The following is a 13,235-nucleotide window of genomic DNA, read 5'->3' on the forward strand; positions in this document are numbered from 1 at the left end:
CTATTCGTTTCTAAGAACTGTTAATATATCTACTTCACTGGCTTTTTTCGCAGGATAAAATGAAGATGCTATAACAATAACAAAAGCTCCCGATATAATTAAAAGAAAATCTTTTAAACTTAGGTCAAGAGGTAAAGATGTCGTCGGATATACATCTTTAGGTAAAGAAACAATGTCAAATGTCGATAGAATCCACATACCGCTTAATCCAAGCACTACACCTGCAAAAATCCCACTTATACCGATAACGATACCTAGATATAAAAATATCTTTTTAATTTCTGTTTTTGTAGCACCTAAAGACATAAGTAACGCTATATCGCTTCTTCTATTCATAACAGTCATAAGCAGTGATGAAATAATGTTTATGGCCGCTATAAGTATAATCAACATTAAAACTATAAATAAAGATACTTTTTCAAGCTCTAGTGCCGCAAAAAAGTTAACATTATCTTCCCACCAGCCTTTTATGGAAACATTTGGCGGCAATACTTTTTGAATCTTTTGAATATCTGAATGTGGGTCTGATGAAAAAATATGTATCCCGTCATACTGATTTGAAGGTATTCTCAAAAGTTTTTGCAAAGACTCAATCGTAGTATAGCTATATGCTTTATCGTAAGCACTAAGTCCAGAATCAAAAACCCCTTTAACTTTAAAACGTTTTATTCTAGGCGTTACGGACAACCCACCCGGTTCAGCACTCGTAAATATATACATAAGTTTATCATCTAAAAAGATATCAAACTCATCTTTTAAACTTTTTCCCACAAGGACATCAAACTTTCCAAAATTTGTGTCTTCTATAGCTTTTGCCAATATTTTATTAACTTTGGCTTCATCATTAAAATTTACGCCAAAAATATATCCACCTTCCAGTTTCGCACCACTTCTGGTCATGACGGTTGACTGAACATAAGGACTAAACTCTAAGTTGGGAAACTTAGTTTCTAAATCTAAAAGAAGTTTTTCGTTTGTAGCGCCGTAAAATTTGGGTATAACAGTTAAAGGGTAGTTCATAACGGTAAGTTTTTTTCTAAACTCGTTATCAAAGCCGTTCATAAGCGACATGGCTATAATTAAAACCATTACACCCAAAGATATGCCTAAAAAAGCAAGCATAGCAGACAAAAAGATAAAAGGTTGATCCTTGTCAAACCTTAAAAATCTTTTTACCAAATATGGTATTAGTTTCTTTTTCAAGATTCGGATGCACCGTTTCCAGCAAATACTCCCTTCTTAGGTCCACTTTTCCCGCAGCATTGCTTATATTTTTTTCCGCTGCCGCATGGACACGGCTCGTTTCTTGCAGGTTTCTTTTTTGCAGAAGATTCTTCTTGAGTGCTTAATTGCATAGCTGCTTCATCTACTTTTCTTTGTAGTTCAAGCTGCTGGGCCATTCTTTTTGCTTCATCTTCGGCAGATTCCATTCTAAACTGAATAATCTGGAGAGTTTTAATAGTGTTAAACTTAATATCGTTGATAAGTTCACCAAAAAGGTTAAAGCTTTCTTTTTTGTATTCAACTAATGGGTCTTTTTGATTATATGCACGAAGTCTAATTCCTGTTTTCATGTTATCCATTGCATAAAGGTGCTCACGCCATGCAGAATCTAACTCTTTTAAGTATAACTCACGTGCGACTTCACTTTGAATATCACGTTCCAACACGGACATTTTTTCATCATATGATTTTTTTAGTTCGATATTTACTTTTTCAAAAAGATCTTCGTAGTCTAAATCACTAAGTATATTAGCTTCTATATCAAAGTTTATATCCTCTTTAATATGTTTAGTAAGCTTCTCAATATTAAAGTCTTCTTTTGCAGCACCTTCAAAAATATCTGAAATAAAAAGAATATTTTGGACATAATCAGCCCTTATTTCATTAACTTTTTCAAAAATATCAAATTCAGGGTTAAGAAGTTGGTTTCTAAATTTATAAACTATTTTTCTTTGTTCATTTGCAACATCATCATATTCAACAATTTGTTTACGACCTTCATAGTGCATATTTTCAACTTTTTTCTGAGCTTTTTCAACTGCACGAGTAACCATTTTAGACTCTATATATTCGCCGTCTTCAACACCTAGTCTTTCCATAATGGATTTAATCTTATCGCTTCCGAAAATACGAAGAAGATTATCTTCTAAAGATAGATAAAACTGTGTAGTACCCGCATCACCCTGACGACCAGAACGTCCACGAAGTTGATTGTCTATACGTCTATTTTCGTGTCTTTCCGTACCGATAATATATAGTCCGCCGAGAGCTTTTATTTCTTCACTCACTTTAATATCAACACCGCGACCCGCCATATTTGTAGCAATTGTTACGGCACCTTTGGCACCTGCTTTTTTGATTATCTCACCTTCTTGTTCATGGTTTTTAGCATTTAAAACCGTATGAGCTACTTTTTCTTTTTTTAGTATGCTATGCAAGACTTCAGATTTTTCGATAGATGCAGTACCGATCAACACCGGTTGACCGGTTTTTTGTAGCTCTTTTATTTTTTTAATAACAGATGCAAACTTCTCATTTTCAGTTTTATATATTAAATCATTTAAATCCTGACGAGATATAGGTATATTTGTAGGTATAGATACAACGTCAAGGTTATATATTTGAGAGAATTCCGTAGCTTCAGTTTCGGCGGTACCCGTCATTCCAGATAGCTTATTGTACATTCTAAAATAGTTTTGGAAAGTAATATCTGCCAGTGTTTGAGTTTCTTCTTTGATTTCAACACCCTCTTTAGCTTCTAATGCCTGATGCAAACCTTCGGAAAAACGACGACCTTCACTTAAACGACCGGTAAATTCATCTACAATAACAACTTCGCCGTCGTTTACAACATAATCGACATCTTTTTCAAATAAGTAGTTGGCTTTTAGTGCCTGATCTAGTGCATGAGGCAGTGAAGCGTTTTCCGCAGAGTATAGGTTTTCAACTTTAAATAACTCTTCTGCTTTTGTTATACCCTCTTCTGTTATAAGGATAACTTTGTCTTTTTCATCAACCGTAAAATGTTCATCTTTTATTAGTTTTAAGGCAATGCCGTTTGCGTCATGATAATCTTGCATGGTCTTATTAACAGGACCAGATATTATCAAAGGCGTCCTTGCTTCATCAATCAAAATAGAATCCACTTCATCGACTATAACAAAGTTATGTCCTCTTTTTTGAACCATTTGTTCTATTGAATAACTCATATTATCGCGTAAATAATCAAAACCAAACTCATTATTTGTACCGTATGTAATATCAGCGTCATATGCTTTACTTTTGATTTCAGGGTCATGCATATCTTCTAAAATAATACCGACGCTAAAACCTAAAAATTCATACAGTGCACCCATTTCTGTACCGTCACGTTTCGCCAAGTAGTCATTTACGGTAACTAAATGTACGCCTTTACCGGTCATAGCATTTAAAACAATGGCAAGTGTTGCGACAAGTGTCTTACCTTCACCGGTTTTCATCTCGGCAATTCTGCCTTCATGAAGAACCATACCGCCTATTAGTTGAACATCAAAATGACGCATACCAAGAGTTCTAATACTTGCCTCTCTTGTAATTGCAAATGAATCAACTAAAACATCATCTAAAGTTTTCTCATTGTTTTGTATGCTTTGCTTTAACTCGTTAAAACTATTTTTTAATTCATCATCACTTAATTCTTTATATTTACTCTCTAAAGAGTTTATAGCTTCTACTCTTTTTTTATATTTTTTTAATTCGCGATCATTAGAAGTTCCAAAAATCTTACCCATAAATGCTTGTAGCATCTCCAACCTTATGAAAAGCTACTATATAGTAAATTATATAGTGCTAAGAAATTGTAATAATTTTATCATAGTAAAAATAATAAAAGGCATAAATGGAACAATATCATAATATTAGAGTCATATTAATTAATATGTAAATGATTACTTGTGTATAATTTTTCTAAAAAAGAGTCTAAATGAAATTATTTTTAACTATATTGTTTATCGCAGTTCATACATATGCATCTTTATCTGAAATAAATACTTTTGAAGCCGATTTTACGCAAAGTATTACGGATGAAAAAAATAAAGTATTAAAATATAATGGACATATAACTGCTTCTAAGCCAAAAAGTGCAACTTGGCAATATCACTACCCTATAGAGAAAAAAATATATATAAATAATTTTGAAGCTACTATCGTTGAACCTGAAATAGAGCAAGTTATAATAAGAAGGATAGAGAGTGAGTTTGATTTTTTTCAATTAATCAAAAAAGCTAAAAAAATTAATGAAAACAGTTTTTTAACCGTTTATAATAACACCGAGTATATCATTAAAGTACAAAACAATTTAGTAGAGTCCATTTCTTTTTTAGATCAATTTGAAAATAAAGTTAAAATAGAATTTTCAAATCAGAAACAAAATCATAAGATAGATACAAGTGTCTTTACCCCTAAATATCCTATGGATTTTGATATTGTAAACGATTAAGATCTAACTTTAATTGCTATTGCGTCACGAAGGCTTTTATCTGTTACAAAAGTCCCAAATGGTACAAACGATGCTATAAATATTTTAATAGCCTCTTTTTTATCTATCTCTTTATCAACCAAGTTTTGCATCAAAAGCATTATCAAAGCTATAAATAAAACGCCATGAGCCATCCCGATAACTTTTACATAGGTAGGATCACCCCATACGTATTTTAAGGGCATCGCTATAAAAAGAAGAAGTAACCATGAAACACCTTCCGTTAGTGCCGTATATCTAAGTAAGTTTAGTTGATTCATAAATAACCTTTAAGAAAAATTTGTTAAATTTTAGCAAAATATGGATAATATTTTATTTTTATTATAAATTACTTTTATATTTTAATAAAAGAAAAATTTTATAGATACTTTTCTAACACATTGATTAATTTACTTTTATTCGCAGGTTTTGTTAAATACTCATCCATTCCGATTTCTAAAAATCTTTCTCTATCGCCTTTTAGTGCATTAGCAGTTAATGCAATAATAGGCGTATGCGGGAGATTTAGTTGTTTTTCAAGTTCTAAAATTTTTTTTGTAGCTTCCATTCCATTCATATTTGGCATATTCTCATCCATTAATATTGCATCGTATTTCGTTTTTCCACAATCACATATAATTTTAGGAAAACGCTCAATTGCTTCTAAACCGTTATTTGCAATATCGAAAGTTAAACCAATTTTTTTCAAAATAACTTTCATAAACATTTGATTTGCTTTGTTGTCCTCAACCAGCAAAATATGCCCACTCAATTTCTTATGTGTTTGTATTATACCTTCTTGAGTTTGTGATTCTATCTCTTTAACAGGTATCGTAAAATAAAATTCACTGCCTTTACCGAGTTCACTTTTTACTTTTAGTTCCCCGCCAAGAGCTTTTACAAGCCTAGAACTTATTGTTAAACCAAGTCCTGTTCCTCCATATTTTCTGGTAGTTGAGTTGTCTGCTTGTGTAAAAGGTTTGAAAATTGTTTTAATTTTCTTAGGATCAATACCTATTCCTTCATCCTTTATATTGACACTTAATTTTTCATCAATATATTTTACTTTAAAACTAACCGTTTTATTTTCATCGGTAAACTTAAGAGCATTAGATAAAAGATTTGTAATAACCTGCTTTATTCTTAAAGAATCACTATTTATATGCTTAGGCAGATTTTTATCAATATCAACTTTAAATATGAGATTTTTTTCTAATATTCTGGCTTTAAAGAGTTCAGATACAGATTCAAGTTCATCCAGAGGATTAAAAACTCTACTTTCAATATTAATTTGATTAGATTCTATTTTCGAAAAGTCTAAAATATCATTAATAATATCAAGTAAATTATAGCTTGAATTGCCAATTATATTCAAATACTTGAGTTTATCTTTATTTTCTTCATCCTCTTTCAAAAGGTCTATAAAACCCATTATCGCATTTAAAGGTGTTCTTATTTCATGACTCATGTTGGCTAAAAATTCAGACTTGGCGATATTTGCAGCTTGGGCTTTTTGCATAGCCCCTTTGTATTCATATGTTTTTTGCTCTATTATTTTTTGAGATACCTTTTCAGTTTCTTTTTCGTAGTATCTTAAGAGTAAAAATACGATTAATATAATTAACCCCGTCAAAACGAATGTTTTAAAAATATTTTTCCACTGTTCATTTACGATATCCGTAATATCATAAGCAATCAAAATAGTTCCAAAAGAGGTGTTGTTAAAACTTGTCATCTTAAAAGTGCTGTTAATTAAATATATTCTACCCTCTTTTTCTACCTGAGAGATTTCTTTGTTTAAATCTATACTATCAAAAAAGGGTTCAAAAAATTCATTGAAATTAGGTGCTAAAAATCCTTTTTTTATAGGAGTTTTATTTAAATATGTATTTTTAATAAAGTTTTTTAAAAAATCTTTATTCAACAAAGACGTAGCATGGGCACTAGATGCTATTTTGTTAATATACTCAATAAAAAAGTTACTTGATATACCCATATCTAAAACACCGTAATGTACACCTTCGTATATTATCGGTATTGTAATCCTGTAAGGTATACTCATTTTACCGGCCTCAAAACCAAATAAATTTTTTTTAAGTTCATTAGCTTTTTTTATAATAGGTCTAACAACAGACAAATCATCATTATTCATCTCCGGTCTATGGGCTCTCAATACGACTATAGAATTCGTATCTGTTATAAGCATTGTTTTAACGAATTTATTCTCTTTTTGGATTTTATCGAACATAGGTATAAAATATTTCTTCAATAAATCGATATTTTTATTTATAATACCCTCTTTTATTTCAGGTACACTCAACAAATTTTCTAATCTTTTTTCATATATATGTTCTATATCTTTAATCTTTTGTTTAAAAACTTTCCCTATAAGTTTTTGTTCATTTTTTATATTTTGTTCAAAATATCTTTGCATGACAAAATATTCAAAGTATATAAATAATGTAAGAATTACAATTATAGATACCAAGACACCGTATTTTAATATGTTATTCTTTTTTTGATTCAAATTTCTCACCTACAAATTTTCAAGTGACTCTCTAGCATTTCTGGCGTTATTTTACCAAGAAGCGGTTTGCAAATAAATAGTTCTTCATTATCCAAGAAAAATAATGCGGGATATTCTAAAGTATATAATAATTCTACCGGATAAGTTTTTTTCTGATCTTTTACTATTATTACGGAAATAAAATTATCATTTATTTCATCAATATATTCATTATTCATAAACACTTTTTCTATCATATCTCTATATTGTGAGATCTCTTTATCTAAAAGTAATGCTATAAGATACTTTTTTTCCTTTACGGCTTTATGATGTGCTTTATCGAAGTCATAATGCCATGAAATATAATTTGCTTCTAAAAAATTAATTAAAAAAATTAAAACCAATAAATACTTCATTATAATTCTTTTGTAACTTTCTCTAACTCAATCACAGGTGGATTTGTTAGCTGAGGATATGCATTTTTTACTATGTCCGTAACCCATTGAGGATATATTCTAAAGTTTAGCTTTACAACAACTTTGGATAGTTTAACATCTTTTAAATCAGATATATCAAAACTCTCTACCCTTCTCTCTCCGGATGGAATTCTAGTATCACTTATCATCTTTTCATATCTCCAAAAGAAAAGTCCAACAGGTTTTAAGTCTTTATCACCGAATACTTTCATAAAAACTTTTGCATCCGGACCAAGATTTCCATCTTCTTTTAATTTTCCGCTTCTAAAAACAATGTTTGAACCCTTATCATAAAGTGTTACTTCAAGCCACAGCTCTCTAAAATCTGATACTCCCGTCGGTAGATGATGACCAGCTCCTACGTTTTTAACGCCTACTAAAATTTTATTGTCTCTAATATCTACATCCAACTCCGCTGCAGTTTTCAAAAGTTGTATAGTTTGATCTTCATGTTCTTTACTTTTTAAACCTGACAAAAAGTGGTTTGAACCTGAAAAATAATGTACCTTAACATCCTTTTTGATAGCTCCGCCATCGGTAGATGTTCCTTTTAACGGAGTAAGCTTTCCGTCTTGAAGTTTCGTCATATGACAATCTATACACGTCTTATGTTTAGATTTGTCTTTTGGATTATTAAACGGAGATTTTTCCCACTCTTTAAATGTTGAGACCACGGCTCTTTTTGAATCAGGCAAGAACTCATCGTGACATGATGCACAATATGAACTATCTTTATAGATATCTTTCATATAACTGTCTTTATGTACTTTTGGATTGGAGTTTATAAATTTTTCACCCAGCCAAGCTTTTACACCATGAGTATTGTCTTCAAATACATACTTTTCTCTGCTCGTCAAATCAAGTGTATATGAACTGTTTCCTTTTGATTTAGCATCTATTATTCTATGGCAAGCTATACAGGATACACCCTCTTCAAGTCTTGAATTCCCGTGTACTTTTAATTCATCTATTAAGTCTTTCGACCCGCTCTCAAAAACAATAGCAGGCATATTGTTGCCGTCCATTGCATGTGCAGTCCTTGTTTTATCCGTGGTTACGGCACTTGGATTGTGACATCCCATACACCAAAGTCTAAATTCTTGTCCCATATCCTCAGCTGCTAAGTTCTCTAAAACCATATAATAAGGGTTTGTACCTGCCATATGTCTATGGTTTGAATCAGCCCACTGATTAAAAATATCCTCATGACATGATTTACATCTTGCAGAGTTTGTCCAATCTTGATTATGATATCTTTTGAAGCCCTCTTTTATCTGTATATTATGTAGTTTAATCTCTTCACTGTATGAAGGTGTTTGAATAAATACTAATATAAAAAGAGCAACTGCAACATTTGGAGCTTTCTCTTTTATATGCCAAAAAAGAGATGCCAAAAGTATAAAAGAACCATAAAGATGTATATTAAATGCAGCAATTCCTATTTCATCTCCGCCACGATTACCTACTAAAAACAAATATGTTCCGCTTATGATTATCAAAAACAAAATACTTCCAAGGAATACACCGCTTGTGCTGTTTACTTTTCTTATAACCATATACTTATATGTATGTTTGTTTACATATGGAATCAAAATTAAGACTGAAACAAAAATTGAACTTAAAATATGGATAGCCTGAATCATCCTAAAATATTCCCAAGAAATATCGAAATAGCTCATCTGAAATATGCCGCTTATAAACATTAAAAAGATGGATAGTTTCATATATAGTGTACTATTTTTCATTTTTATCTCCATCTACTATATCATACTCGACTATATTTCCTTCGAGAGATTTTAAAAATTCTACTATATCATCCGTCTGCTGCGATGTTAAGCTCATACCGAGTTGGTGTCTAGCCATAAGTATAACGGCATCGCGTATTTTCATAACTGAACCGTTATGGAAGTACGGAGAGGTTTTAGTTACATTTCTAAGCATCGGTACACGGAAGAGTCGCCTTCCGTCTTTACCCATAAACCCACCTTTGTTCTCAAAAGGGTATGTATGATACACACCGTTATTGAATCCAAAACTTCCTATCTCCCTACCCTCGTCTTTAAAAGAGTTTGTTACATCCATTATAGAGTTATAATCCCTTACAGGAAATTTTTGGATACTTTGCCCGCCGACGGTTATACCCGTATGACAGCCCTTACATCCGAAATCTATAAAATTCGATAAACCTCTTTTAGCTGATGCGCTCATAGCATCATTATCGCCTTCTAAAAACCTGTCATATGCGCTTCTAGTAGTTAATGTTCTTAAATAAGCCCCTAAAGCCTTTTGTACATATTCAAATTTTACTTCACCAAAACTATGTCTAAAAAGTTTATTATATTTATCACTCTCTTTTAGTCTTTGTTCAACTTCTTTCTCATCCATAGCCATTTTATACTTATCTTTTATAGAATTACCGCTTTGTTCCTCTACACTCTCAACACTTCCATCCCATGTAAGATATTTGGCGAGAGATGAGTTTAGTGTAGTTAAGGTGTTTAGATGTAAAGGATTTTCTCCTCCTTGATGACCAATAGCATTTTCCTGTCTATCGGTACCGCTTTGATCGCTTAAATGACATATAATACAATCTGATTTTTTATTTTTTTTAGCCGTTAAAAGGTCTGAATATACTGTTTTATTTTTGGAGTCTTTAGATATTAAATGGCAAGTTGAACAACTTATATCTTTATTCTTTGATAGTATAGTGTCAAAATACAACTCTTTCCCGAGTGTAATTTTGTTTTTTGTCAATCTATTTTCTTTAGTATCGGTTAGTTTTAGTAAGTCTTTATAATCTGAGGGGATGCTTGCCATATTTCTCGACAATGCTACTTTTCTTAATTCATCATCACTATATAACTGCTTTGGACTTCTAGACGTAAAATAGGATATTGTAAAAGAAGATGTGATTACAATAAAACTTATTAAAGCCAATATTCGTATACTCATACTTTACCCTTAAAAAATTATTAATTTTTAACAATAACTATATTATACAGAAGTTTTTTAAAATTTTTATTGATGTAGAATAAGATTTTACTATACAACAACGCAAAATTGCGTTGTTAGAATGGTTTTATTTAACCATTGCAGATAATTGTTCAGCAGATACCGTGTTAAAGTTTAAGTATTTATAAACCGTATCAGTCATCTCAGGAGTGATTTTTCCTGACACTATCTCTAAGTATTCTTCAGGAGTCGGTAGTTCACCTTTAAGTGCAACAACCGCAGCAAGTTCGGCAGAACCAAGATAAACCTGAGAATCTTTACCAAGACGGTTATCAAAGTTACGAGTTGAAGTTGAGAAAACATATGCACCTTGACCAACTTGCGCCTGATTACCCATACATAACGAACATCCAGGGATTTCAGTACGAGCACCTGCCATACCGAAGATTGAGTAGTAACCCTCTTCTGTAAGCTGTTTCTCATCCATTTTAGTCGGTGGACAAATCCATAGTTTGTTTTTAACAGGACCTTCACCTTTTAAAATCTCGCCTAATGCACGGAAAAGACCGATATTAGTCATACAAGAACCGACAAATACTTCATCGATTTTTGTTCTTAAACCGGCTTCGCGAACTTCAGTTAAAGTTTTAACATCATCCGGATCGTTTGGACAAGCTAAAATCGGCTCTTTGATTTGATCCATATCTATCTCAATTACAGCTGCGTATTCTGCATCAGAATCAGCTTCCATTAACTGACCGTTTGCTACCCAGTCTTTCATTTTATCACGTCTGCGAGCTAATGTAGCTGCATCTTCGTAACCTTGCTCGATTAACTCATCAATTAGTGCGATGTTTGAGTTTAAGTACTCTACAACAGGCTCACGATTTAGTTTAACCGTACAAGCTGCCGCACTTCTCTCAGCAGATGCATCTGAAAGCTCAAATGCTTGCTCACATTTTAAATCTTCTAAACCTTCAATCTCTAAAACACGACCTGCAAAAATATTTTTCTTACCGGCCTTTTCAACAGTTAATAAACCGTCTTTAATAGCTTGATGAGGGATTGCATTTACCATGTCACGTAAAGTGATACCAGGTTGCATAGTACCTTTAAATCTTACAAGAACAGACTCAGGCATTGTTAAAGGCATCATACCCGTAACACCTGCAAATGCTACAAGACCGCTTCCTGCTGGGAAAGATATTCCAATTGGGAAACGAGTATGGCTATCTCCACCTGTACCAACAGTATCCGGAAGACAAAGTCTGTTTAACCATGAGTGGATTACACCGTCACCTGGGCGAAGAATGAAACCTTTTCTGCTTGTCCAGAACTCAGGTAGTGTGTGCTGTAATTTAATGTCAGCAGGTTTTGGATATGCAGCAGTATGACAAAATGATTGCATAGTCATATCAGCACCAAAACTTAATGCTGCAAGCTCTTTAATCTCATCACGAGTCATTGGTCCCGTTGTATCTTGGCTTCCTACTGTAGTAGCGATTGGTTCACAGTAAACACCAGGTTTAACACCCTCTAGTCCACAAGCTTTACCAACCATTTTTTGTGCTAGTGTATAACCTTTACCATTATCTGCAGGCTGGGCAGGAGCCATAAATAAATCACTTGCATCCATACCTAAAGCTTCTCTAGCTTTAGCAGTAAGACCTTTACCGATAATAAGAGGGATACGACCACCTGCTCTCATCTCATCAGGAAGAGTATTTGGAGAGATTTCAAATGTAGAAACAACGTTACCGTCTTTCACAATCTTACCTGCATTTGGCTTAACTGTAATAACATCACCTGTTTCAAGTGCATCAACGCTAGCTTGAATAGGTAAACATCCTGAGTCTTCTGCTGTGTTAAAGAAGATAGGAGCGATAATTGAACCGATAACTACACCACCCGTTCTTTTGTTTGGAATACCTGGGATATCTCTACCCATATGCCATTGAACAGAGTTAATACCGGATTTACGGCTAGATCCAGTACCAACAACATCACCAACGTATGCTAAAGGGTAACCTTTTTCTTTTAAAGATGCCATAGTTTCCAATGGATTTTCCATACGTGAACCAAGCATAGAGTTAGCATGTAATGGGATGTCAGCACGAGTAAATGCCTCAGATGCAGGCGATAAATCATCTGTATTTGTTTCACCTGGAATTTTGTAAACAGTTACGGTAATCTCATCTTCAAGTGCAGGTTTGTTTGTAAACCATTCACCGTTAGCCCAAGACTCTACAACTTCTTTAGCTTTAGTATTTCCTTCATCCATTAGTGTTTTAACATCATTAAATGCATCATATACTAAAATAGTGTTTTTTAACTCTTCAGCAGCAGTCTCAGCTACTTCACCATCAATTTTAAGTGCTTCAACAAGTGGAGTTACATTGAATCCACCAAGCATTTTTCCTAAGATCTTACATGCTTTTACTGCATCAATAGCATCACAGCTTGCTTTACCTTGAACTACATCGTTTAAAAATGCAGCTTTTACATATGCAGCGTCGTCAACACCTGCAGGAATTTTATTTTCAAAAATATCCATTGCATAGTCTTGTTCAACAATCGGTGAAGCTTTTAATAATTCAACAAGCTCAGCTGTTTGCTCAGCCGTTAGTGCTAGAGGTGGTACGCCTAACTCAGCTCTTTCTTGTGTATGTGCTTTATAGTCATCTAAAAATGCCATAGTTAACCCTTAAGTTTAAATTTGAAAAATTATAACCTAATAAAAAGTCGCTTTTTAAATAGTGTTACGACAAGAAACATAAAATATTGATATTTTTACCAATTTGAG

At 32.8% G+C, this 13,235-nt stretch carries 9 protein-coding genes; 1 reads left to right on the forward strand and 8 read right to left on the reverse strand.

Annotated features, from left to right (window positions below; genetic code table 11):
• Positions 1–1,203 carry an ABC transporter permease gene (locus FJR48_RS06030; protein ID WP_152307250.1) on the reverse strand — a complete coding sequence of 401 codons (1,203 nt, stop codon included), beginning with the start codon at positions 1,201–1,203 and terminating at the stop codon, positions 1–3.
• On the reverse strand, positions 1,200–3,788 hold the full coding sequence (secA, locus tag FJR48_RS06035) for a preprotein translocase subunit SecA (protein WP_152307251.1): 2,589 nt from the start codon (positions 3,786–3,788) through the stop codon (positions 1,200–1,202). Before secA ends, FJR48_RS06030 begins: the two co-directional genes overlap by 4 nt.
• A gap of 176 nt (positions 3,789–3,964) precedes the next feature.
• Between secA and lolA the strand changes: the two genes are divergently transcribed.
• Positions 3,965–4,480 carry a LolA-like outer membrane lipoprotein chaperone gene (gene lolA, locus FJR48_RS06040; protein WP_152307252.1) on the forward strand — a complete coding sequence of 172 codons (516 nt, stop codon included), beginning with the start codon at positions 3,965–3,967 and terminating at the stop codon, positions 4,478–4,480.
• On the opposite strand, the gene FJR48_RS06045 is transcribed toward lolA, so the two are convergent.
• From FJR48_RS06045 to FJR48_RS06070, 6 genes are all read right to left on the reverse strand, one after another.
• On the reverse strand, positions 4,477–4,779 hold the full coding sequence (locus FJR48_RS06045; RefSeq protein WP_152307253.1) for a DUF3817 domain-containing protein: 303 nt from the start codon (positions 4,777–4,779) through the stop codon (positions 4,477–4,479). The genes lolA and FJR48_RS06045 overlap by 4 nt on opposite strands.
• 98 nt (positions 4,780–4,877) lie before the next feature.
• Entirely contained in the window at positions 4,878–7,025 is a 2,148-nt protein-coding gene (locus FJR48_RS06050; protein ID WP_152307254.1) for an ATP-binding protein, read from the reverse strand.
• 5 nt (positions 7,026–7,030) lie between these two features.
• Positions 7,031–7,420 (reverse strand): thioredoxin family protein, encoded by a 390-nt coding sequence (locus FJR48_RS06055; RefSeq protein WP_152307255.1) that lies wholly within the window; start codon positions 7,418–7,420, stop codon positions 7,031–7,033.
• Positions 7,420–9,225 carry a multiheme c-type cytochrome gene (locus tag FJR48_RS06060; protein WP_152307256.1) on the reverse strand — a complete coding sequence of 602 codons (1,806 nt, stop codon included), beginning with the start codon at positions 9,223–9,225 and terminating at the stop codon, positions 7,420–7,422. Before FJR48_RS06060 ends, FJR48_RS06055 begins: the two co-directional genes overlap by 1 nt.
• The gene (locus tag FJR48_RS06065) at positions 9,215–10,432 is read right to left on the reverse strand and encodes a cytochrome-c peroxidase (RefSeq protein WP_152307257.1); all 1,218 of its coding nucleotides are present in this window, start codon (positions 10,430–10,432) and stop codon (positions 9,215–9,217) included. The genes FJR48_RS06060 and FJR48_RS06065 overlap by 11 nt, the downstream gene beginning before the upstream one ends.
• Before the next feature lie 127 nt (positions 10,433–10,559).
• The gene (locus FJR48_RS06070; RefSeq protein ID WP_152307258.1) at positions 10,560–13,127 is read right to left on the reverse strand and encodes a bifunctional aconitate hydratase 2/2-methylisocitrate dehydratase; all 2,568 of its coding nucleotides are present in this window, start codon (positions 13,125–13,127) and stop codon (positions 10,560–10,562) included.
• Between the last annotated feature and the right edge of the window lie 108 nt (positions 13,128–13,235).

Origin of the sequence: Sulfurimonas lithotrophica (genome assembly GCF_009258225.1) — a bacterium.
Taxonomy (GTDB): Bacteria; Campylobacterota; Campylobacteria; order Campylobacterales; family Sulfurimonadaceae; genus Sulfurimonas; species Sulfurimonas lithotrophica.